Annotated in this window: 25 protein-coding genes and 1 other annotated feature; of the genes, 8 read left to right on the top strand and 17 right to left on the bottom strand. The window is 36.8% G+C overall.

All coding sequences use genetic code 11. The features are described from left to right. Positions 1 to 20 precede the first annotated feature (20 nt). The 9 genes from GKP30_RS11355 to GKP30_RS11315 all read right to left on the bottom strand — a co-directional run bounded on the left by GKP30_RS11355 (position 21) and on the right by GKP30_RS11315 (position 9451). Complete coding sequence (locus tag GKP30_RS11355; RefSeq protein ID WP_216829560.1) at positions 21 to 692, bottom strand: GNAT family N-acetyltransferase; 672 nt, start codon at positions 690 to 692, stop codon at positions 21 to 23. Positions 693 to 744: 52 nt separating this feature from the next. Further along, positions 745 to 1410 (bottom strand): GNAT family N-acetyltransferase, encoded by a 666-nt coding sequence (locus tag GKP30_RS11350; protein ID WP_216829559.1) that lies wholly within the window; start codon positions 1408 to 1410, stop codon positions 745 to 747. Between the two features lie 4 nt (positions 1411 to 1414). After that, a complete protein-coding gene (locus GKP30_RS11345; protein ID WP_216829558.1) occupies positions 1415 to 2293 on the bottom strand; it encodes a carbon-nitrogen hydrolase family protein in 879 nt (292 codons plus the stop codon). Positions 2294 to 2416: 123 nt separating this feature from the next. Further along, positions 2417 to 2785 carry a winged helix-turn-helix transcriptional regulator gene (locus tag GKP30_RS11340; protein ID WP_216829557.1) on the bottom strand — a complete coding sequence of 123 codons (369 nt, stop codon included), beginning with the start codon at positions 2783 to 2785 and terminating at the stop codon, positions 2417 to 2419. 296 nt (positions 2786 to 3081) lie between these two features. After that, positions 3082 to 3900 (bottom strand): metallophosphoesterase, encoded by an 819-nt coding sequence (locus GKP30_RS11335; protein ID WP_216829556.1) that lies wholly within the window; start codon positions 3898 to 3900, stop codon positions 3082 to 3084. 216 nt (positions 3901 to 4116) lie between these two features. Beyond that, a complete protein-coding gene (locus GKP30_RS11330; RefSeq protein ID WP_216829555.1) occupies positions 4117 to 5649 on the bottom strand; it encodes a class I adenylate-forming enzyme family protein in 1533 nt (510 codons plus the stop codon). 212 nt (positions 5650 to 5861) lie between these two features. Next, positions 5862 to 6014, bottom strand: a complete 153-nt coding sequence (locus tag GKP30_RS11325; protein ID WP_216829554.1) for a transposase — start codon at positions 6012 to 6014, stop codon at positions 5862 to 5864. Positions 6015 to 6029: 15 nt separating this feature from the next. Then, the gene (locus GKP30_RS11320) at positions 6030 to 7622 is read right to left on the bottom strand and encodes a class I adenylate-forming enzyme family protein (protein WP_216829553.1); all 1593 of its coding nucleotides are present in this window, start codon (positions 7620 to 7622) and stop codon (positions 6030 to 6032) included. A gap of 431 nt (positions 7623 to 8053) precedes the next feature. Then, positions 8054 to 9451: a sigma-54 interaction domain-containing protein gene (locus tag GKP30_RS11315; RefSeq protein ID WP_216829552.1), complete on the bottom strand. Its 1398-nt coding sequence runs from the start codon at positions 9449 to 9451 to the stop codon at positions 8054 to 8056. A gap of 175 nt (positions 9452 to 9626) precedes the next feature. Between GKP30_RS11315 and GKP30_RS11310 the strand changes: the two genes are divergently transcribed. Next, on the top strand, positions 9627 to 10355 hold the full coding sequence (locus tag GKP30_RS11310; protein ID WP_216829551.1) for a 2-phosphosulfolactate phosphatase: 729 nt from the start codon (positions 9627 to 9629) through the stop codon (positions 10353 to 10355). A gap of 121 nt (positions 10356 to 10476) precedes the next feature. On the opposite strand, the gene asnB is transcribed toward GKP30_RS11310, so the two are convergent. Next, positions 10477 to 12324, bottom strand: coding sequence for an asparagine synthase (glutamine-hydrolyzing) (asnB, locus tag GKP30_RS11305; protein ID WP_216829550.1), 1848 nt, complete (start codon positions 12322 to 12324; stop codon positions 10477 to 10479). A 333-nt stretch (positions 12325 to 12657) separates the two neighbouring features. On the opposite strand from asnB, the gene GKP30_RS11300 reads away from it, so the two are divergent. Next, a complete protein-coding gene (locus GKP30_RS11300) occupies positions 12658 to 12837 on the top strand; it encodes an H-type small acid-soluble spore protein (RefSeq protein WP_216829549.1) in 180 nt (59 codons plus the stop codon). 60 nt (positions 12838 to 12897) lie between these two features. Here GKP30_RS11300 and GKP30_RS11295 read toward each other — a convergent pair whose 3' ends face one another. The 4 genes from GKP30_RS11295 to GKP30_RS11280 all read right to left on the bottom strand — a co-directional run bounded on the left by GKP30_RS11295 (position 12898) and on the right by GKP30_RS11280 (position 15691). After that, on the bottom strand, positions 12898 to 13377 hold the full coding sequence (locus GKP30_RS11295) for a low molecular weight protein-tyrosine-phosphatase (protein ID WP_216829548.1): 480 nt from the start codon (positions 13375 to 13377) through the stop codon (positions 12898 to 12900). Between the two features lie 238 nt (positions 13378 to 13615). After that, positions 13616 to 13894 carry a hypothetical protein gene (locus GKP30_RS11290; protein WP_216829547.1) on the bottom strand — a complete coding sequence of 93 codons (279 nt, stop codon included), beginning with the start codon at positions 13892 to 13894 and terminating at the stop codon, positions 13616 to 13618. A gap of 184 nt (positions 13895 to 14078) precedes the next feature. Next, positions 14079 to 14411 carry a YolD-like family protein gene (locus tag GKP30_RS11285; RefSeq protein ID WP_216829546.1) on the bottom strand — a complete coding sequence of 111 codons (333 nt, stop codon included), beginning with the start codon at positions 14409 to 14411 and terminating at the stop codon, positions 14079 to 14081. 14 nt (positions 14412 to 14425) lie between these two features. Next, positions 14426 to 15691 carry a Y-family DNA polymerase gene (locus GKP30_RS11280; RefSeq protein ID WP_216829545.1) on the bottom strand — a complete coding sequence of 422 codons (1266 nt, stop codon included), beginning with the start codon at positions 15689 to 15691 and terminating at the stop codon, positions 14426 to 14428. A gap of 167 nt (positions 15692 to 15858) precedes the next feature. Between GKP30_RS11280 and GKP30_RS11275 the strand changes: the two genes are divergently transcribed. The 3 genes from GKP30_RS11275 to GKP30_RS11265 all read left to right on the top strand — a co-directional run bounded on the left by GKP30_RS11275 (position 15859) and on the right by GKP30_RS11265 (position 16957). Next, positions 15859 to 16005: a hypothetical protein gene (locus GKP30_RS11275; RefSeq protein ID WP_216829544.1), complete on the top strand. Its 147-nt coding sequence runs from the start codon at positions 15859 to 15861 to the stop codon at positions 16003 to 16005. A 154-nt stretch (positions 16006 to 16159) separates the two neighbouring features. Next, positions 16160 to 16642 (top strand): YqeG family HAD IIIA-type phosphatase, encoded by a 483-nt coding sequence (locus GKP30_RS11270; RefSeq protein WP_216829543.1) that lies wholly within the window; start codon positions 16160 to 16162, stop codon positions 16640 to 16642. Between the two features lie 114 nt (positions 16643 to 16756). Then, a complete protein-coding gene (locus GKP30_RS11265) occupies positions 16757 to 16957 on the top strand; it encodes a YqzH family protein (protein WP_216829542.1) in 201 nt (66 codons plus the stop codon). Here GKP30_RS11265 and GKP30_RS11260 read toward each other — a convergent pair. Beyond that, the gene (locus GKP30_RS11260) at positions 16948 to 17745 is read right to left on the bottom strand and encodes an SDR family NAD(P)-dependent oxidoreductase (RefSeq protein ID WP_216829541.1); all 798 of its coding nucleotides are present in this window, start codon (positions 17743 to 17745) and stop codon (positions 16948 to 16950) included. The two genes, GKP30_RS11265 and GKP30_RS11260, sit on opposite strands and share 10 nt — an antisense overlap. Before the next feature lie 112 nt (positions 17746 to 17857). Then, positions 17858 to 18070, top strand: a binding site (T-box leader). A gap of 399 nt (positions 18071 to 18469) precedes the next feature. Between GKP30_RS11260 and proB the strand changes: the two genes are divergently transcribed. From proB to proC, 3 genes are read left to right on the top strand one after another with little or no spacing between them, the layout of a single operon-like run. After that, entirely contained in the window at positions 18470 to 19591 is a 1122-nt protein-coding gene (gene proB, locus GKP30_RS11255; protein ID WP_216829540.1) for a glutamate 5-kinase, read from the top strand. After that, the gene (locus tag GKP30_RS11250; RefSeq protein WP_236035036.1) at positions 19588 to 20832 is read left to right on the top strand and encodes a glutamate-5-semialdehyde dehydrogenase; all 1245 of its coding nucleotides are present in this window, start codon (positions 19588 to 19590) and stop codon (positions 20830 to 20832) included. The genes proB and GKP30_RS11250 overlap by 4 nt, the downstream gene beginning before the upstream one ends. A gap of 15 nt (positions 20833 to 20847) precedes the next feature. Continuing rightward, a complete protein-coding gene (gene proC / locus GKP30_RS11245; RefSeq protein ID WP_216829538.1) occupies positions 20848 to 21681 on the top strand; it encodes a pyrroline-5-carboxylate reductase in 834 nt (277 codons plus the stop codon). A gap of 80 nt (positions 21682 to 21761) precedes the next feature. Here the strand turns inward: proC and GKP30_RS11240 are convergent, their stop codons facing one another. Then, a complete protein-coding gene (locus GKP30_RS11240; RefSeq protein ID WP_216829537.1) occupies positions 21762 to 22508 on the bottom strand; it encodes a class I SAM-dependent methyltransferase in 747 nt (248 codons plus the stop codon). Positions 22509 to 22544: 36 nt separating this feature from the next. Continuing rightward, positions 22545 to 23564: an NAD(P)/FAD-dependent oxidoreductase gene (locus tag GKP30_RS11235; RefSeq protein WP_216829536.1), complete on the bottom strand. Its 1020-nt coding sequence runs from the start codon at positions 23562 to 23564 to the stop codon at positions 22545 to 22547. Between the last annotated feature and the right edge of the window lie 177 nt (positions 23565 to 23741).

The following is a 23741-nucleotide window of genomic DNA, read 5'->3' as shown; positions in this document are numbered from 1 at the left end:
AATCTTCAGTGCTAATTTATCTATAGTGGTAATAGACTAATTTTTTCTTTATTTTTAAGCTCCTCAACCATATCGACCCATAAACTAGGCTTGTTTGTGAGAACTGAATAGTATGTTGTTAAGAAATTTACTACTAAGTCTGCTTCAATTTCTGTAGTACTTTCATTAAAAGGCATAAATCCTAAATCAAGTCCACTGACTGCTTCGCCATCATTTTTCCACGAAGGATGAACATAACTTATATCAAGACGCTTGTATCCTAGATGCGAAAGCACCTCTCTTCGTACAAGTGGATTCATTGACTTAATTTTTAACGACTCTGAATGATCTACTAAATTAGGATTATAAATTTCAGCAAACATCCCAAATAGCTCTTTTCCATTTTCGTTTGCTAATTGTGTTAAATCCTTTAGTCTATTTTTTGCAAGAAACGGTCCTATTCCCTGTCCGTCACGACCAATAATTGTAAAGTCCGTCATCGCAATATTCCAGTCTACATAGTAACGATATTCTGTAGCACCAACAACCTCACCTTCGTTTACTGCTACAAACACTCGAATGTCTGGGTCTTCTAAAGGCTCTGCCCAAAGTTCGAACTCAAGTACTTCTTCTGGTGGAAATACTTCCTGCATTAAGTTATGCATTTTTTTAAATAGAGGATCTTCAATATTTGTTATTCTATTATAATCCAACGAAATCACTTCTTTCATTATTTATCATGACATTTGTAACTGTTACCAGGTTTTATTTAAAAGGATTTTTCCACTCCATTAAGACACCGTAATTACATGATTCTTCATCATCCAAATAATTATCCACAATATGAATGGGCTTCCTACCGCACCTTAGTAAGAATGAAATCACTGGGTCTTTTATGTGCCCCTTTGTCACAGCACTCACATATTGTTCTGGAGTCATTTGGTCTGCAACTTTATGAAAACCAGGCATACGACCACCACCTAGTAAACGATCTAGCCCTTGCTGAATAACTACGTGATACATCGATTGCATCATAACTTTACCAAGACCTAACTTACGATATTTAGGCTTTACACTTATATCAACAATATAGAGGGTATTACCATTGGGGTTATGGTTTCGGATATACCCATTATCGGTAATTTCTTCCCATGTATGATTTGCGTAATTCGGATCAAAGTCAACACATAGTCCAGTTAATGAACCAGCTAACTCTCCGTCAACTTCAATACATAAAGCACCTGCTTGAAATAGTTCTACGTGATTCGTAAGTTGCTGTTTATCCCACCATAATTCAGAAGGAAAAGGTGGGGGAAAACATTCTTTTTGGATTTGTATAAGATCATCAAAGTCGTTCTTTGTGTAATTTCGAATGACAGCAGGAACTGTCTGCTCTTGATCATACGCATAGAATTCACTTCGATATAACATTATTTTAAAATCCTTTCGTATTCATTTTTTCCCAGTCTGGGTAGAGATCAGTACGACGGTCTCTCCAAGTAGTAACTGAACCTCTTTCACGTACTTCATATAAAAGGCTAAGATCTAAATCTGCAGTTACAATCATGTCATTATTTAATTCCCCTTCAACCATAATTCCTTGCGGAGGAAACGGAATATCATTAGGAGTAATAACAGCAGCTTGACCGAAGTTAGCTCTCATAAAATCAACTGTTGGTAGTGAACCTACCGTACCTGTTACTACTACATACACTTGGTTTTCAATCGCGCGTGCGTGACTCGTATAGCGAACTCGATGGAAACCATGACGATCATCTGTACACGATGGACAAAATATCACATCTGCTCCTTGAGCTTTTACCATACGGACGATCTCTGGAAACTCAATGTCATAACAAGTTAATATTGCTATTCTACCCTTATGAGTATCAAAAACCTTCACTCCATCACCAGGAGACATATTCCATTCAGTAACTTCTGTTGGTGTAATATGCAACTTTGCTTGTTGTTCAATTCTTCCGTCTGGATAAAAGAGATGTGCCACATTATAAAGGCGATCGTTTTCGCGAATAACATGTGTTCCACCTATAATGTGCATGTTCATCTTTTGTGCAAATGATGAAAAAAGGGTTTGATATTGCTCTGTAAACCCTGGTAATTCATTTATAGTTAACGAAGTTCCTTGCTCACTTCCTATTGATAGTAATTGGGTTGTAAAAAATTCTGGAAACAGAACAAATTCTGATCCAAATTCTGCGGCTGTTTTTATATAATGTTCACTTTGTTTCGCGAACTCCTCAAAAGACTTTATTGTCTGCAACTGATATTGTACTGCCGAAACACGAAATTTCATAGAAAATCCCCCTTTTCAACTAAGCTTTTCCCTTAGTTGATTATCTTTCAGAAGCCCCACTTTAACAAGTAGGGACTTTTTAGTAAGGAGGTTACCTTTTGGGTACCTTTTGCTGTATAAGGTCTAGTTCTCCTTTTTTAAATCCTCTATTCGTTTTTTTCCCCATTCATACATTAAATTAATAATTGGTAGTAACGATTTTCCGAGTGGGGTTAACGAATATTCTACTCTTGGTGGCACTTCAGGGAAAACTTCTCTATGTACAATTCCATCCTCAATCAATTCCTTTAATTGACTAGATAACATTTTATGGGTGATCTTAGGAAGCAATTTTTGTAATTCACTAAAACGATACGATTTTTCTTGTGCTAAATACCAAATAATAACAATTTTCCATTTTCCACTTATTACAGATAGAGTTAGTTCTTTTTCACAATTAAACTCTTGTTTTTCTAACTTCTCTTTTATTTCTTTTCTTAATGTATCTGCCATTTGTTTACCTCATAATTCTATATTGTTTTTTTCTTAAAGGCTCTTCTCTTAAAAAAGTTATTTTTTGCTATTGGACCGTTAACCAAGCGTAAGCTTGGTTCTTCACGCTAAAGCGTGAAGCTTTTTGAAGGAAATTAGCTAGATGGTCAAATAAATTTGTCCATTAGGGCTTATTTACTTCAAAAAACGATCCAATAGCAAAAATGTTTACGAAACAGCCTTCTTAATGACTACGTCTTAATCACACTACAGGGCTTTTTTCAATAAGGATGAAAATAAATGAGACGTCACGTCTTTTAATCTAAGTGAAGAACTGTTAATGCGTTTTGAACTTCATCTAGAGTAGTGTGAAACCTCCATTGATTTGCATATCCTAAACTACTACAAATGAATTTGGTTTGATTACTTTGTACTTTTTTACGAAAGTGTACATGACCACATAAAGCGTAACGAACATTTTCACCCTTAACTAGGTTTTCATAATCTTGACTACCGAGATAAGCATTAAAGTAATCCCAGACACGGTGTGGAGTTGGAACAGTAAACTTTCGATGTGACACAAAATGGGTGCAAAAAATGACCTTTTCATTTCGATGTTTCCTCAGTTGCTCTTCAAACCTTTTCATAAAATATTGGTTTATATCTGTTGAATTGTCTGCCCAATCTGTATATTCTTTATCTTGCCATGTACTTCCTTTCATCTTCATTTTACTAAATTCATTAATTGTATATTTCTTTGAGTTCCCAAAGCTGAAATCAAACCAACCAATATCTCCAATTATCACCCAGTTATTATGTAATAATTGGGGGCCATTAGCTAAATTCCTCGGATGAGTTCTTAACTCATCATAAATATCCCACGTCTTCATGTTTGGATAGTGAATATTCCATATATCATGATTTCCAGCTACAAAGTAACAAGGGATCTTTAAATCAGTTTCTATTTTTTCTATTGTAGCAAGTGTTTGCTTATAATCATTTGCGATATCTCCACCTATACAAAGTGCATCTAGCTGTTTTTCAACAGCTTGTTCTAATAGTGCTTCAAGTACGTCTGGACGACGTCTTTTTTCGTTAATATCTAGGTGTAAGTCAGCAATAAATCCTAATTTCACCCCATCACCTACTCTCTTGTTAAGTGAATAAATGAGTACTTAACTTTTAAGTATAACAAACTTAAAAACCTAAATATAGAACAAGCTATATGATCAATCGCTTCACACTTGAATGGCGAACCCTTCTTTACCTGTGAGGTGCGTCCCATCCCTCCCAAGAATAGGTAAAGAAAAACGAGGATGATTCGTATGAATCATCCTCTGTTCTTCTCTCCTTTAATTAACGAGATCCCCAGTATATTGTTCTCTCAATTTGAACTTCTGAATTTTACCCGATGCATTACGAGGGAGTTGGTCGATAAATAAAAACTTTTTCGGAACTTTATAACCAGCTAACCGTTGACGACAAAAGGCTTCTATTTCATCTTCTTTTAACTGTTCACCATCTTTTACAACTACTACAGCTGTAACAAGTTCGCCCCACTTTGGATCAGGAGTTCCGATGACAGCGCTTTCAACAATGAGTGGGTGTTCATCTAAAGCATACTCAACTTCTACAGAATATACATTTTCACCACCAGTAATGACCATATCTTTTCTTCGATCTACGAGTGATATATACCCATCTTCATCCACTGTAGCTAAATCACCTGTATATAACCAACCGTCACGTAAAGTCTTTGCCGTTTCCTCTTGTTTGTTATAATATTCCTTCATGATTGTTTCCCCGCGTAGAATTAACTCTCCTACTTCACCAACAGATACCTGCTCATCGCGATCATTAACAACTTTCACTTCTGTAAAAAGCGTTGGCCATTTACCAGACTTGCCAATCTTTGTCTTATGGTCGGCTGGTGTTAAATAAATACCTGTAGGCCCGCCCTCAGTTAAACCACATAAATTATAAAATTGATCTGTATTAAATAATTCTATACTTTTCTTAACTAACTCTGGTGACATTGGAGCCGCTCCGTAACCACAACGCTTAATCGATGAGAGATCAATTTGATCTACATTCGGGACTTGTGTAAAGAAGTTATACATCGTCGGTACTCCAAAAAATAATGTTACTCTCTCCTTTTCAATCGTTTTTAATGTTTCAACTGGATGGAAGTCTTGTTCAATTACATTCGTTGCCCCAAGGAAAAAGCCTGGAATAAGAAATAAACATAGTTGAGCGCAATGGAAAAGAGGTGCCACATGCAATAGTCGATCTTCGACTTGAAGACCTAATAACCCTGTCGTTCCAATAGCCACTTTAAACACTCGTTGATGATCAAATAATGCACCTTTTGGTTTTCCAGTTGTCCCAGATGTATAAAGGATATGTAGGTCATCCGTTCCTAGTACTTCTACACCGGGTTCTTCTGTATTGTCAGACAGTACATTCTCATAACTTAAATATTCTGGGAAAGTCGCTTTCGGTGTAACAATTACATCTCGAATAGCTAGGATATCTTCACTTGCCTCATTGATTATCCCTTCTAATTCTTGATCACATATGACAACTACACTATCAGATTGCTTTAATATATAGTTAACTTCCCTAGCAACTAATCGGAAGTTAATAGGAACAATTACTGCTCCTAGTTTAGCTGCTGCAAAGTAACTTATGGCAAAATAGTCGGAGTTTTTCATCATGAGAGCAAGCTTCTCACCTTTTTTCAGACCAATACTGGCTAACCCATGAGCAAGACGATTTACCTTTTCATTAAATTGTTGATAAGTATGTTCTCTTCCTTGAAACGTTACTGCGATCTTTTCTGGATGACGACGAGCATTTAGTGCTAAACTACTTGTAATGTTCAAATAAATTACCTCCTTAGAAATAGAAAAATAATTATAATAACTAGCTCGCTTGAGACTCTACTAACCTATTGCAAATTTTATACCAAGAAGGTTCTATTCTTCTTCACCTAATCCCATAGGCTTTTTAGTCTATTATTTTTGATTAGACGTAGGAATTTCGTACACCAACCTATCTACTATTGTTTGGTTTTGATACAACCCCAATTATCATTTTATAAAATACCTTTTTTTGACTTTTCAACCCATTGGTAAATTAATCCAACACTAATTTCATAGCGCCGAGCTACTTTTGACATATTCTTTGCACTAATCGCTTCCTTTGCTAGCTTTTTCTTGAATTCTAGTGAATAAGTTGTTTTCTTCATAATAACTACCCCTCCTTAACTTTGTTTACTTAATATCGTTTTCAGAACTTTTCCACCTGGGTTTCTTGGTAATTCATTAATGAACTCAATTTCTTTTGGAATTTTATAGTCTGCAAGTTTATCTGATAAATAGGTTTTGATCTCCATTACTGATACTGAATGATCCTTCTTACTAACTATAAAAGCTTTAACTTGTTCACCGAATAGTTGATCTGGGATACCTACCACTGCTGCTTCTAAAACACTTGGATGTCCATAAAGAACATTTTCAACCTCTGCAGAATAGATTTTTTCACCACCACGGTTAATCATATCTTTTTTGCGATCCATGATATATACGTATCCATCATCGTCAATCATTGCTAGATCACCAGATTTCCAGTAACCGCTTACAAAAGATTGCTCATTTGCTTGAGGGTTACTCCAATACCCTTCAATAACCATAGGTCCTTTAACCAGCAGCTCTCCTACTTGATTATTAGGTAATGCTTCCCCTTGATCATTTACAATTTTTATTTGTGCAACAGGAACTGGCAAACCTACAGAACTTGCTTTAGAAGCTGGGTAATAAATGGGCATAAGTGTTGTCGGTGATGAAGTTTCAGTAGCACCGTATGCGTTATGCAACCTTGCGTTTAGAAATTCTTTTTTTAACTGACTGATCGTTTCATAAGACATTGGTGCTCCCCCGTATGCAATAGTTGAAACATCAGTATATGCTGCGGTTTTAAAATGTGGAGAAGACATTAACATTACGTATATAGTTGGCACATTAAAAAGAAAATTGACCTGTTCTACTTCCATCGCTTTAAGATATTCTTCAGTGCGATACCTCTTTAAAACGATTGACGTTCCACCTACTAAGAACATGTGTAGCAATTGTCCGATCATGCCAGTAACATGAAATAGTGGAATTGCTATTAGCGTTCTTATCTTTTCATTCGTATTCATGACGTAACAATAATTGAGAACACTATGGATGGCACCTACATGACTTAAAATAGCTCCTTTTGGTGTTCCTGTTGTACCTGAAGTGTACATAATGAATAAAGGATCAGTTTCTTCTATTTCCAGTACAGGAAAGGCTTTATCACCAACATTAGCATGCAAAACAGAGAAAGGTTTTACATCTGATGAACCATTGTTTTCAAAATCATCAATGACAAAAATGGTTTGAAGCGATGCTAGCTCATTCCTTTTTTGAGATTTTTCTAGCTTTTCATAGTAACCACTTTCTGTAACTAAAACTTTGGCACCTGAATGATCAAGCATAAAAGTAATCTCTTTTTCAGATAACCTTGAGTTGAGTGGAACAATAATCGCTCCTAGCTTTGCTGTTGCTAAGACTATATGTGCAAACTCAAGACAGTTTTCTACTAATATAGCTACTCGATCCCCTTTTTTAATCCCGTAGTTATAATAGAAATTCTTAGCTACTGTTAATGCTATGTCATTTAATTGCTTATACGTTTGGCGTACCTCTCCCATTACAAGTGCTTCCTTTTGTGGATACTCTCTAACAGTTGCTTCAAACATGTCTGATATCGTTTTAGGTCTCTTTTCATAAACTCTTACATCTCGGTTGAATAGCTCTGCTTTAACAATCATCTACTGCACCTTCCTTCCTAAAAAATATGTGAAACCCTTACATTTACGGTATCTGCTATTCATTTTTCCATATGATATTTAACATGCAATAAATGTGCCAATTTTCTAATAATTAGTCTTGTAGAACGGTTATATAAAGTGGGGTTTCTTCATCCCCCACTGAAAATTAGTTGAACCAATCGGGTTGTCCTCTGGCCTACACGAAGTAGGTCACACTTAGGTACTCGCTTCCTCAAAGGCTTAAAATGGTAGTCTTAGCGCCAGTTAAAACGAAATATACTCCCTACATATGAAATAGTAAAAATAAAGTAACCTACTTAGTAAAATAAATAGGTTACTTTATTTGTATTGCCTTCTTTTTAATTTTTACATTCTGATATAACGTCGGTATTTGATGAAAAAAATAATCATCGATTACTTTTTTCATCAGTTTAACTTAATCCTAATCTCTGCATTTTTTTTACTAATGCTGATTGACTAATGCCTAACACTTTTGCTGTCTTACGAGTTGTTTTATATTCAGCCAACTTTTCTAAAATAACATCTTTCTCTGTTTCGTGAACAATTTCTTTTAATGTTCTTTTATGACTGCTGATCTTCTTTTTATGAGTAATTTTTTGAGGTAGTTCACTCGCTTGAATTTCACTCTTCTCCGTCGTTACTATAATTCTTTCAATTAAATTCTCCATTTCTCGAATATTACCTGGCCAATGATATTGCTCCATAATATATATGACTTCAGGATTGATTTGTTTATTTAAATTATACTTACTGTTTGTTTTTCTTAAAAAATAATAAACAAGTGGCGCAATATCTTCTACTCTTTCTCTTAATGGTGGAATATGTATTGGTATGATATTTAGCCGATAGTATAAATCCTCTCTAAATTCCCCTTTTTCCACCAATTCTTCGAGGTTTTTATTAGTAGCACATACTACGCGAATATCAATTTTTTTTGTTTTTTGGCCTCCAAGTCTAGTAATTTCAAACTCTTGGAGGACCCTAAGTAACTTCACTTGTAATTCAAGCGGCATCTCACCTATTTCATCTAAAAATATGGATCCTCCATCGGCTTGCTCAAACAAACCTGGTTTTCCTCTTCCATCAGCTCCTGTAAATGCACCTTTTTCATAACCAAACAATTCCGATTCTAATAAATGAGGTGGTATCGCTCCACAATTCACTTTGACATAAGGTTTATTGGACCTGTTACTTCCTTGATGAATAATATTAGCAAATACTTCTTTTCCAACCCCAGACTCCCCAAGTAAAATAACTGTAGAATCAACAATAGAAACTTTTTTTGCAAGGTTAAGAGCTTTAATTGTATTTGGACTTTGAGCAATGATTTGATCAAAGAGCCGTTTCAGCTCTTCCCTTTTCTTAATATCATCAATCTCTTTTAAAATTTGCTTTGTGTATGCCTTTGCTTCTTTTAGTTCTATTTTTAATTTATTTAACTCTGAAATATCTCGAACATTTGTAACTACGTGAGTGATCTTACCTTTATCGTTAAAAATCGGGCTCCCTGTTACAAGGACTTCTTTTCCAAGTACCGTTTGGACAATCGTTGTTGGTTTTTTCTGCTCTAAAACTTTTAAAGTAACTGATTCTGAAATAATTCCTTTATTCAAGACATCTTTCAAGTTCTTACCTAGAAGTTCATTTTCATCTACTCCAGTAATTCGCTTATATGCTTCATTTACAATCAGTCCAATTCCATTTGCATCAGCCACATATATACCGTCGTAACTTGATTCAATAATTGAATCAAGTAATTTATTCATTTCAAGAACATTCTCTACAAAATGATCAAGCTTAAAACTCATTTAAACCTCCTTATTATATTTTCTATATTTTCTGTATTTTCTATATATATGATGAATTATTTCATCACTTTATAAAAACTGCAATGATTTCCTTATAATTTTCACTTTTTATACTTGGCACAATTGTTGCATGGTTGACAGTATGATCCACAACAATAAGGAGTGAGCAATATTAATGAAAAGAAGAGTTACGGTACTTACACGCAAAGAAGAAATCGCTGAAGACAGATTAACAGATTGCGTTGTTGTTGTTATTGATGTATTGCTTGCTACAACAACTATTTGTAAGCTATTAAATCATCGCCCAAATTCGGTCATTCCAGTAAAAGATCAAACAGAGGCGCATACGGTTGCTAACCAGCTAGAGGAAGACACGTATTTATTAGTAGGGGAAAGTGGAGGGTATGAGATTGAAGGATTTTTACGTCCAGACCCATTAGAAATTACTAAGCAATCATTATCCAATAAAGAAGTTATTCTTCTTACGACGAATGGAACTGTTGCCATTAGAAAGTCTGCCAACGCTAAACGCGTGTATACATGTTCATTAATTAATACTGCTGCAGTAGCAGAAAGTATTATGTCCTATGATAAGACCTCATCTATAGTAATCGCTTGTGCTGGTAATGATGGAAGGTTTTCCCTAGAAGATTTTTTATGTGCAGGATACCTCGTTGACGAACTTATGAAATACTCAACAAACTGGTCTTTATCTGATTCTGCGTTCGTTGCTAAACAATATTATGAGAATACTAATGTAACTATGATAAAAGATCAACTCGCTTCATCCGAAACGGGACAATTATTAAAAGAGCTAAACTATCACGAGGCCATCGATTTTGCCTCAAAAAAAAGTTGTATTAATATTGCACCATACCTTAAAGGTGCGAAATTTTTCGCTTAGGCTTGAATAGGAGCAATCTACCTTTAAAGCAACCATTCTTTTTTCCAGTACGAAAGTAAAATATCCTTTATTGACTATAAAAAGGCGCCTACCACTGGTACTGGTAGACGCCTAACATTCTTTAGCTTTTTATCTGTACATTATAATGTTTCAACCAATGTTCCATTTGAATAAAATGAGCGATAAGCTGTGGACCTGTCATTAGTTGACCGAACCACGGTGTTTTAAAAGAAGCTCCTCCACTTTCAGTAATTTCTTTCATCCTATTACGATCAATTAAATCAAATAATGGTGAGTCGTTTTGATTAAGAATGTTAAGCATCTCTGTCTTTACTGCATTCGTATAATGTGGGTTATGCGTTTTTGGATATGGGCTTTTTTTACGATATAAAACCTCATCAGGTAGGATACCTTCTAGTGCTTTACGTAAAATACCTTTCTCTAAACCGTTTAGACGCTTCATCTCCCATGGAATGTTCCATACATATTCAACGAGACGATGATCGGCAAAGGGAACACGAACCTCTAGACTAGCTCCCATACTCATACGATCTTTTCGATCGAGAAGAGTTGTCATAAACCAGATAATATTTAAATAGGAAATCTCTCTCCTACGTGCTTCCTCTTTCGTATCTTCTTCAAATCTAGGTGTTTCTGCGATCGTTTCTTTATAACGCTCATGAACATAAGATTGTAACTTCAGCTTATTTTTCCACTTATCTCGGAGAAGTGCTTCTCTTTCCTGTGTTGAACGCATCCATGGAAATCCATTCAAGTTCATCACTTCAGGCTTATGGAACCAAGGATATCCACCGAAGATTTCGTCAGCACATTCTCCGGATAAGCCTACCGTCACATCATCTTTTATTTTTTCGCAAAACCATAATAAACTAGAATCGATGTCAGCCATACCAGGCAAGTCACGTACTTCAACGGCTTTCTTCAAATAACCTGCCAGATCTTTCATTGAAATAACATGGTTCGTGTGTAAAGTACGAAACTCATTAGAAACCTTTTCAATCCACGGACCATCAGCATTAGGCTGAAAGTCATTAGCTTTAAAATACTTATCGTTATCTGCATAATCAATCGAATACGTTCTTAAATCTCCCTTGTTGTCGCGCTCAAATATATTGGCCGCTAAAGCCGTCAGCGCACTTGAGTCGATGCCTCCTGATAAAAACGTACAAACTGGGACATCTGCCACTAACTGACGTTCAACCGTATCAGTTAATAACCAGCGGACTTTTTCTGCTGTTTCATCAATACTGTCAACATGCTGCTTACTTTTCAATTTCCAATAGCGTGTAATTTTAGCCCCGTTACGGTCATACAGCATTGCATGTGCTGGTCGAAGTTCTTCTATATCTGTGAACACCCCATGTCCTGGTGTTCGTGATGGTCCTAAACCTAACACTTCAGATAGTCCAGTTTCATCAACCGTCGGTGAGATGTCCCGGTGAGCGAGAAGTGCTTTTATCTCAGACCCAAATAGCAATTTACCGTTTTGAACGGAGTAAAATAATGGTTTGACACCGAGACGATCACGGGCAAGGATTAAACTTTGGTCATGCTCACTCCAGATCGCAAACGCGAAAATACCATTTAATTTTTCTAAGCAATGAAAACCCCACTCTATATAAGAAGTTAAGAGAACTTCTGTATCTGAATGTCCCTTAAACGTATGTCCTCGTTGTAGCAACTCTTTACGAAGATCTTCTGTATTGTATAACTCGCCATTATACACAATTGTATATGAACGCTTCCCTTTCGTTCGGGTCATCGGCTGAATGCCGCCTTCTGGATCGACAACAATAAGACGAGTATGTCCTAATGCTGCATGGTTAGAGCTCCAAATGTTGATATCGTCTGGTCCTCGACGTGATAACGTCTTTGCCATCTTTTCAACTTCAGCCTGCTCCTTTACCATATTGCGCATCCAATCAATCCAACCAGTAATACCACACATCTATATCAACCCTCTTTCGGGAGTAATTTATTTAAATGGGTCCAATGCCCATATCCCATCGTATTCATAGAAATCATAGAAGGTTACTTTTCTACTGCCCTGAAAACCTTTACACATCAATATTTTTTCAAAAACCTTATAGAAGAGCGATTGTTCAGCAAACAAAAAATCAGGTGAATTTCATGAAATTCTAGATTATCTAGATTGACGATAATTCACCCGATTTAAAACATAGATATGCATAAAAAAGCTGATTTATCCTCATAATGAGAACATCATTAGAAAAAATGGTCTCTAGCGTAGTGCGGAGTTACCCAAAGGAGTGAAGTTAAAGTGAATTCACAACGTGCTCAAGAAATCGTTGAGTCTATGAAGGATGTTCAAGTGCTTTTTAATGGTACTCCTGTTATGATCCAACATGTCGATCATGACAATGATACAGCTCGAGTTTACGAAAAAAAACAACCCGAAAATGAGATGACAGTTCCAGTGCAACAACTAATGGAACAGTAGAAAGCCACTTTTGAACTACATACCTAATTTTGAATCTAAAGAAGAGCTGTCCACAGTCGGTCAGCTCTTCTTTAGGTTTTCTCTTTGACATATGTACGAAAGCAATTTCTCACAACTCTTGTTTACTAAGTCGTATACTTCTTCAAAGTTTCCAGTATAATACGGATCTGGAACGTCAACTACTTGACTTTCTGGAAGAAAATCAAGGAGCCTAGCAACTTCTCCTGTTCGCTCGTACTGAGCCATTGCATTTAAATTCCCTAAGTTTTCCGCATCCATTGCAATGATATAATGATAATCCTGCAAATCAGACTTTTTTACTTTTCGTGCTTTCATTCCACTATAATCAATTGCATATTGATCTAAAATGCCTCTTGTTCCCTCGTGTGGCGGCTTACCAATATGCCAATCTCCTGTTCCCGCCGAATCAATTTCAAATTGATCACTTAAGTCAGCTTCTTTCACTTTTTGACGAAACACAGCTTCTGCCATCGGTGACCGACAAATATTTCCTAAACACACGAATAATACTTTTACCATTGCTCTCTTCCTTTCTAGCATTACATAGTTAAATGTTAGCGTAATTGATAGCGAGAAGCAATGTCCTGTTGCTTTGTTGATAATATAAGGCCTTTTCTAAGATTGTTGCTCTAAGCTATTGGACCGTTAACCAAACGAAAGCTTGGTTAACGGTCCAATAGCAACAAAGTTTACGAAAACAGCCTACTATAAAAAGACTGGCTCTTTTTGAGTCAGTCTCTCTCTTCTTAGTTTATCCTTAAATAAAGATCTCTTTATGATTTTCCTTTACCTTTGCCAAACATGCTTCAATATTCGGGTAGTCTTTACCGATACAATAGCGCTTAACATTGCATAAAGTATCTTCATCACCACGAAAAATTTGAATGATCTCTTCTACTCCCATTTTTTTCGTTTGAACGGTACCATCCACATAAACAGCATCATTGTTTTCAAACTTTTCATAAATAACATGGAAATTTGGTTTTGTTTCCCCGATGAAATATTCCTTCGTTTCAACTAGATCATGAACGCGCACGTTCTCTTCACTTCCTATTCTAGAAATTTTAAAGCACCTTACATACTATACATCTTTATCATGTATAGTTTTGAATGCATTTGTGACTATTGCTTTACAACATTTTGAAGGTTTCGTTTCAATTTTTTTAAGATAGAAACTATTGTAGGAAAGGCAAACCAATTTTATACATGAAAATATATTTTTACTTGTAAGTTTTTACATCAATAACTTTATCAAGCTTTAAATAATTTTTGTCTCCAAATTGATCAATCAGATGTAGCTTTCTTTCGTTTTCGTTAAAATGGTGAACAGTACCAACCATACAATGATAATCATAGTTCTCATAATAAGTGAAAATAAGCGATGCGTTGTTTGCCATTCCTTCACAAATTTGTTCATTCATTTCTATCAGTTGTTGCTCGTCGAGTTTAGGTTTTTTTTGATAAGCTATTTCTTTTTTTAACTCGCGAAGCAAACCAACATGTTCTGGCAGCATCATTGCTGTCCACTTTATATTTCCACGATCCTTAATCATTTATTTCACTCCTTCTACGCTTTGTGACCACCAAGAAGGGTACAACGGTATTTTGCTGTACCAGCTTCCGTATAGGAAACAGCCCTTAATAATGCATCCGAGCCATACTTGTTTCGAATCGCGTCCATGACATAACTTAATTCCTTTTTCCGGGGTTTCTCTGGGTCTAATAAGCTGAGCTGAACATGAGCGTCATCACAAACATTTGACAGGGCAATTGTAACTTGCCTTACAGTTTCTCCTCGGTAATGTTTCTTCATTATATGAAGACATGCTTCATAAATATCCATTGTTAGGTTTGTCGGTTCATCGAGACTAATTGAGCGATAAAATCCGCCTCCATATTCTTCCTTACTGTAGCCAAGACCTAAGCTTATCGTGCGACCCACCTTCCCCGCATTTCGAGCTCGTCTTGTTACTTCTTCACACATTTCTAAGATGACACATTTAATCTCCTCTTTTTCTTTATAATCCCGAAGTAAAATTTGACCTTTTGCAAAGCTAATCTGCCCTTGCATAATAGGTGCCCCAAGCTCTGATAAATCTATTCCCCATGCATGGTAGTACATTTGGTTACCCATAACACCAAACGCTTTCTCTAATCTTGAAACATCATATTGAGCAAGTTGTCCTACTGTTCTTATTCCTAAACGATTGAGCCGCTTTTCTAGCCGTGATCCTATCCCCCACATTTCACGTAATGGTAGAGGCCATAACTCTCTTTGTAAGTCCTCAAAATCCCAATGGGCAACTCCAGTCTTTTTCGCTTTAATATCAAGACAGAGCTTTGACATAAGCATGTTAGGTCCAATACCGATTGCACACGTTAAGCCAAAGTCCCTTAACATATCTTCACGAATACGCTCGGCTAATTGCGAAGCAGATCCCCAAAGACGCTCCGTACCGTCCACTTGAAGAAAACTTTCATCAACACTGTATACATGGATTGCCTCAAATGGCACATAGCGAGTGAAAAACTTCGTCAATTCCACGGAAGTATCAAGATACATTGCCATTTGCGCATTAACGAGCTGGATACGAGGATCATCTGGAATTTCGAATAATCGACTTCCCGTTTTAATCCCAAAATCTTTTTTTAATTTGGGTGTAGCAGCTAACACAACACTTCCAGACCTTTCTGTGTCGGCAACAACAGCCAAATAACACTCTAATGGATCAAGTCCTAACGCTAATGCTGAACAGCTCGCATAAAAACTTTTCATATCTACACAGAGAATGCTACGTTTTTCAATTGTTTCGTACAATGGTTGCGGAACCATCTAATCCCCCCTCGAAAGGAACTTGTGTTCGTATTTTATTATTAATTATAAACGAATATACGTTCGTTTTTCAAATAGAAAAGTTTTACATTAAACTACATATTTTACGAAGTTAAAAATATAATTAAAAAAACGTTTGGGTACGCTATATTATGAGGTGAATAGATATGGAACATTATCATGTAGCAAACTTAAACATCGAACAATTACAAAAGCTGCAGAACCTTGAAGAAGAACTAAATGTCGTATTAATAGCATACGGTGATGATAAAGAAGATGAGCCTGGTGGTAAGCATACGATCGTAACTGGATAAGATGTACGACGATATAATCGGGTGCTGAAAGAAATTCAGTACTCGATTTTTGTTAGAATATTACTGATATAATGAATGAACCTTTAAGGTTGCATTTAAATAGAAAAAAAGGGAAAATTACTATAAAGACGAATACATAGGAGAACTGTAGTCAATGAGATATTTTCAGCCTGATTTTGAATTAAAACACTTTACAGAAATTACATCTGAATGGTTAAAAGCAAATAATATCAAAACGATTTTATCGGATTTAGATAGCACACTTGCCATTCACCACCAACCTGGTGGGACTGATGTAGAAGAGTGGGTCAGCATGTTAAAAGAAACTGGCGTTGAACTCGCGATTATTTCAAACAATAGCCAAGGGCGTGTTGATCGATTTTCTGAACCTCTAGGAATACATGGCTTAGGCCGCAGTGGAAAGCCTGCTATTGGAAAGATAGAACGATATATGCAGAAAATGGGTGCTAAAAAAGAAACGAGCTTATTTCTCGGAGATCAGCTCTTTACTGATGTTTGGTGTGGTAAGCGCTTAAAAATGAGGACAGCTCTTGTTCATCCAGTTGGCGAAGAGCATGAGCCATGGAATATTAGGCTAAAACGAGTGTTTGAGAGACTTATTCGTAGAAGATGGTAAAGTCAAGGTAGAAACTTTTGAGTTTCTACCTTTTAATTTTTACAGACTAACTATTGTTTCACTTTAACGACTTTACTAAAATAAAGAGGAAATTTATACGAAGGAGCATCAATAATGGATCGTCAATTTTTGAAAAAGAAGATCGAAAAAATAACGGCTAGCTATGTACATGATCCTGATGTACGTTTAACAGATGAACAAGTCAACACTCTTATAAAAAAGTTCAATGAGCAAAGAGTAGCAAATCCAAATGATAATATTCACCATATTCTCCACGATGTCATTTACGATTATTTAACCGTAAATTACTTTTGATAGAACTTTTTACCGCCAATTTTTTCAACGAGTCGCGGGAACACCTGATACAAACTAGATCCAACATCCATCCACCAAGGCAAATTCAACTCTCGCTTCGGTTTAATAATCAGTTCTACAATGCGCTTTGCTACAGCTTCTGGAGATAACATTAGTTTTTCAATATTCTTTTTATAGGTACCGCTTTTATCTGCTTGATCAAAGAAAGCCGTTCTAATGGGCCCAGGATTGATTAAGGTTACATGAATATTCGTATCGTGCAACTCCATTCGAAGTGCATTTGTAAAGCCTCGTACAGCGTGCTTCGTTGCAGAGTATACACTAGATTTCGGGGTGGCAATCTTCCCTGCTTGCGAACCAATGTTAATGATGTGTGCCCCATTCTTTTCTAGTAATGAGGGAAGAAATGCTTTGGTACAAGCCATTAGTCCTAGAACATTTACATGAAACATCTCTTCAATTTGCCGAAAATCAGCCTCGACGAACGCATCAAAATATCCAACTCCAGCATTGTTGATAAGAACATCGATCCTTTCATGATCATTTACCACTTGTTGAACCGTCTTTTGCACACCAGCGAATGATGTGACATCTAATGGATAATAATACGCTTGGACGGCATATTTTTTCTTAATATCCTCTGTAATCAATTCTAACTTATCAATGGATCTGGCAAGTAAAATAGGAGTTGCTCCTAGTTCAGCAACTTGAAAAGCCAGTTCTTTTCCTAGTCCACTAGAAGCACCCGTAATAACAATGTTTTTATTTTGTAGAAGTTTAGTTGTCATTTTTTCCCCCTAATAAAGTATAATCTTTTGTATAGTTATTCATAATTTTGAAAAAACAATCATTCATATCTTGACGTAATTGCGAGATCGACTTATAATAGTCTCCAAAGTATAATGAGCGTTGATAGGAATAGTAAACAGTAACATGTGTCCAGAGAGCAACACCCATCGGCTGAAAGGTGTGCCACCACTGAAACTGTTGAACCTACCCTTGAGCTGTCAGGCAAACCTGACCGTCGCCGGCGTTAACGGTTCCAAGAGGGCTTGCATATATTCGCAGGCCAACAAAGGTGGTACCGCGGATCCAAACTCTTCCGTCCTTTTTATTATAGGACAGAAGGGTTTTTTATTTTATTACCACTTCCGCTCACGTCGCTAAACAGGTACTTACGCTTTTCTATTGGCTAACTTCAGGTGCAATCCGCTCGAGGTCGCTTCGGTCCATCAAACGTGTCCGAACATCATGACACGTATTGCTAGCCCTCCAGCGCTTGTCGCCGATAACCAGGCACCTTACGCTTTTCTATTGGCTAGCTTCAGTACCCAGCGCCTAGTGAAACTTCGCTCTCCTCCTTACGATAAGTCAACATCGCATCGCTCCACTCTGCGTGTTTCCTTTATCTCATACGGAGGGCTCCAGTTCATACGTCGCTAAACGGGTACTTACGCTTTTCTATTTATTTTATCATTTTAGGCTTACTCTACAAATAAAAGAGGGATGACGATGACGAGACAACGAATTGTCGTAAAAATTGGCAGTAGTTCTTTAACAAACGCAAATGGTGGCTTATCCATTGATAAGATTACTGAACATACTGCTGCTATAGCAAAGTTAAAACAGCAAGGACATGATGTTATCCTCATTTCTTCTGGGGCAGTTGCTGCTGGATTTACACATCTTGGCTACCCAACTCGTCCCGTAACCATTGCTGGAAAGCAAGCCGCTGCAGCCGTTGGTCAAGGACTATTAATGCAGGCTTACACTGAAGAATTTCGAAAGCATCGTATTGTCACTGCGCAAATGCTACTAACTAGACATAATTTTTCAAATCAAGAACAATACAATAATGCATATTCTACTTTAACGGAACTAATCAAACGTGACGTCATCCCGATTATTAATGAAAATGACTCGATCTCTCTTGAAGAACTGACTTTTGGAGACAACGATATGCTATCCGCGTTAGTGAGTGGACTTATTCATGCCAATACACTCATAATCCTTACAGATATAAATGGATTATACGATGACAATCCAAAGACGAACCCAGACGCCAAAAAGTTTTCATTTTTACCAGAAATAACGGGGGAACTGATTCAAGCTGCAGGTGGTGTTGGTTCAAGTGTTGGTACTGGAGGAATGCGTTCAAAAGTCGAAGCAGCGAAAGTGGCTCTTTCCGTTGGGGTTAAAGTTTTTATCGGAATGGGGACGGGGTCAGATAAGCTTGTCGATATTATTGCTGGTAAAGGTGATGGCACATATATCGGCTATACCGATCATCATATGATGAAGAGTAAGAAACAATGGATTGGTATTCATTCCGAAATAGCAGGAAGGATTAAGATCGATCCTGGTGCTGAAAAAGCTGTTATTCACAAAGGAAAAAGTCTTCTCCCTGCTGGTATTACGCAAGTTGAAGGTACCTTCTCAACTGGTGATGTAATTGAAGTTATTAACACAAAAGGTGAGTTAATTGGCAAAGGCCAAGTCAATTATTCCTCTAGTGAACTCGAGTTAATTAAAGGCTTATCAAGTGATCAAGCAAAAAAACAAACAAATAAAGAGCAATCAGAGGTCATTCACAGAAATTTATGGGTAACGATAAAGGAGAAGATGATCAAATGAGTGAACTCATTCAAAAAGCAAAAAAAGCAAAAGAAATTACATCATATCTAGCGGTCTTATCGACAGAACAAAAAAATGAAGCATTACTATTAATAGCTGAGCAACTGATCCAAGAAACGGACTATATCCTAACAGAAAACGAAAAAGATGTTATCGCTGGTAGAGAAAACGGCCTGACAGAATCACTCATCGACCGTTTAAAGCTAACAAGTGAACGCGTTAAAGATATGGCAGACGGTTTAAAGCAGGTTGCCAGCCTTGCTGATCCAATTGGGGAAGTCCTTGAAGAGTGGGATCGTCCAAATGGTTTACAAATAAAAAAAGTAAGGGTCCCACTTGGGGTTATTGGAATGATTTACGAAGCAAGACCAAACGTAACAGTAGACGCATCAGGCTTATGTTTAAAAGCAGGAAATGCTGTTATTTTACGTGGGAGCTCAACTGCAATTTTCTCAAATAAGGCGATTGTTCAAGTCATTCACCGTGGCCTAGAAAAAAGCCAATTGCCGATTGAAACAGTTCAACTTCTTGAAGATACTAGTCGTGAAACGGCTTCTGAAATGTTCAAACTAAATGAATATTTAGATGTACTTATTCCGCGCGGTGGTGCTAATCTTATACAATCCGTTGTTAAAAATGCTTCAGTTCCAGTGTTAGAAACTGGAGTTGGAAACTGCCATGTTTATGTAGATGAAGCTGCTAATAAAGATATGGCAATTTCAATTGCCGTTAATGCGAAAACACAACGCCCTTCTGTATGTAACGCGGCCGAAACGCTTCTCATCCACAAAGAATGGGCAAAAAATTATCTACAAGATCTTCTAGCACAACTAAAAGATAAACAAGTTGAAATTCGTGCAAATGAAAGTGCTTGTCAAATGGACACTAGTTTAATCGCTGCTACTGAAGAAGATTGGGGAACGGAATACCTCGATTTAACTGTAGCACTACGAGTAGTTGATAGTGTCGATGAAGCCATTCAGCATATTCAAACATACGGAACAAAGCATTCGGAAGCAATTGTTTCAGATGATGCAGAAAATGTAAGTAAATTCTTAAATTACGTCGATGCTGCAGCTGTATACCATAATGCTTCGACTCGTTTCACCGACGGTTTTGAATTTGGCTTCGGTGCTGAAATTGGAATTAGTACACAAAAACTTCATGCTCGTGGTCCAATGGGACTCCCTGCATTAACATCAACGAAATATGTCGTTCGCGGCACAGGACAAATTAAGTAAAGGGCAGGTGTAATTATGTTAAGAGATAAAAAAGTAACATTCGTAGGAGCTGGCTCAATGGCAGAAGCCATTTTCGCTGGACTTATTAATAAAGAGTTATTAAAGCCAGAACAAATCATTGCAACTAATAGAAAAGATGTCGATCGCCTTGAAAGCTTAAAAAACACTTACGGTATTCAAACGACAACGAATAAAGAAGAGGCCCTTTCAAAAGCTGATATTGTCGTACTTGCGATGAAACCATCAAATGTAATTGACGGGATCAATCTTATTAAGCCTTTTATACGTAAAGAACAAATCTTCATTTCCGTTTTAGCTGGCGTTACGACTGCTTATCTTGAAGAATTACTTGGAATGGAGGCACCTGTTATTCGTTCCATGCCTAATACTTCAGCGAAAGTAGGCGAATCTGCTACTGCGTTATCTGCTGGGAAATTTGCATCAGAAGAGGATATTAATATATCAGCTCACTTATTCAAAGCAATTGGTACAGTTCACATTATTCCTGAAGACAAACAGGATGGCTTTACAGGAGTGGCTGGAAGTGGGCCAGCATATATTTACTATTTTGTTGAAGCGATGGAAAAAGCTGCAAAAGACCTTGGTTTAGAAGAAGAAGAAGCAAAGGAAGCAATCATCCAAACATTGAAAGGCTCTCTAAAACGTCTAGAGTCTACTTCAAAAACTTCTGCACAGCTCTATAAAGAAGTGATGAGCCCAAATGGTGCAACAGAAGCTGCATTAAATGTCCTTGCCTCTTATCAATTCCAAGATGCTGTCATTGCTGGGATTAAACGATCTTCTGCAAGAGCAAAAGAAATGGGTCAAATCTTTACTGAGTCCAAATAAAATTAGCCTTCAAAATCATTTATCGATGATTTTGAAGGCTATTTTACTTCTCTTTGTATCAAAACTAAAAGGCCGTATTATCATTTTTTACAAATATAAATCATTGAACTACTTTTATTTGTTAATGGCGCTTGATCCCAACTTCCATATTGATGAATAATTGTAAATCCGTGATCTTTTAAAAGTCGTTCCATTTCTTTAGGATAAACATAACGAAGCTGAATTTGAGTAATATCTTCTTTTTCTGCCCTTCTTCTAATCGTTCTGTATGTCTGAATTTGTGTAACATCATCGTACTGACTGACAGTATATACATCTACCTTTTGACCCGCAAAATCAACATACGATCGCCAGTATTCTTCCTGATCAGGTTGCATTAGTTCGTCTCGAGAAGGAAACCTCGTACCAAACAAGAAAATACCACCTTTATTTAAATGTCGGTATACCGAGGCAAATAATTCGTCCTGTGATTGATTCGTTAAGAAGTGCTGAAAAGAATTTCCGACCATAAATATAAATGAACTTTTTATTCCGAGATTTAGACTTGTACAATCTTGTAGTAGAAAACGAATATTTACGTTCTTTAGGTTCGCCTTTTCTCGTGCTTTCCTCAACATTTTTTCATGTAAGTCGACACCAACAATTTTTATTCCCTTTTCTGCAAGGCGTAGGGTAGCTCTTCCCGTTCCACAAGCTAACTCAACGACGGGTCCTTCTACTTGTTTTGCAAACTTTTCTATTAACGGGAGATCGTCTAAAAATGAATCGTTTTCTAGATCATATAAATCAGGATCTCTATACTCTTCTAAATTATTATGATTACTCATACCTTTCGTCCAACTCTCTTTTATACACTAATTTAGTCAGTTCTTTAATACCCATTCTGAAGCAGCTAGTCCCGATAGTATTGCACCTTCTACTGCTCCTCTTTTAAATATGTCGCCAGCAAAAGCAATAGGTCCTGGCATTGTTGTTGCGACAAACTCATCAGGATGAAGAACCTCTGGCTTGGAATACCGCCACCTCTTCAATTGCTTATCTAAGATTTGGCCTTCTCCAAGAAGTGGTTTAGCTGCATCAATCAGCTTATCCATTATTATTTGGTCATCTTCATTATAATGTTCGCGAGACCAGTATTCATTTCCGTGGATTGTAACTACAGTGGTATCTGAAATACCTTTTTGCTGATTATCTCCAAGAAATGAGATACTCCCTTCTTTTATTTGAATTCCACCTGGTTTTGGTATATTTGTTTGTGCACTTAGAGCAACAATTACACATAAGCAAGGATAATAGCTCGTCATCTTTAACTCATCTCTCAACTTTTCTTCTATATCTACTTGAGCTAATAGTTCCAGTGATTGAGGAGTAGGAGAAGTTAATAATAATCGATCAGTCGTAAAAGATACCATTTCAGCGTCTTTCCCTACCCGTGCACTAACAGACCATTTTCCACCAATCCATTCTATTTTTTCTACTTTATGTTCAATCTTAATGTTCAAGTCTCTCGCTAATTCTTTTATTAATGCATTCATACCATTCTTACCAGCATAACGCGGATAACCATCATTATGTAGTAGTAAACTATCAAGATCTGTAATATTGTTCATTTGATGGAAGCCATTCGTCCACGTATGTACAAGCCTATCACTGACCCATCCGTTTACAAGCTCTTTCATTTGCTCACTGCGAGCAGTAAAAAATTGAGCTCCATGGTCACTTCTACCACCATTTACTCTTCTCGTTGCCATTCGACCTCCGACACTTCTACCTTTATCTAAGACGAGGTAGTTTACATTTTCTTCTGAGAATTTCTTTGCAGCGATAATCCCAGCTAAGCCAGCACCGACAATAATTACGGAATAATGATTCATCTTCTCCATCTCTCCTAAGTAGTCTGTTTCCTTCATTGTAACAAATGGAGTTGATTAAGTGGATGGCAATGTGTTGAACGGCACAATGATCCCTTCCCCTATTAATAAAAATCTAGTAAAATTAGTAGTGTTGCTTAGAACTTCACCTAAGCGTGCAGAGACAAGTATTCACTTAGTTCGGTCAAG

Source organism: Alkalihalobacterium elongatum (genome assembly GCF_019024285.1).
GTDB classification, from domain to species: Bacteria; Bacillota; Bacilli; order Bacillales; family Bacillaceae_F; genus Alkalihalobacterium; species Alkalihalobacterium elongatum.
Note: the sequence above shows the minus strand (reverse complement) of the source record. Positions and strands in the feature narration are given on the sequence as shown.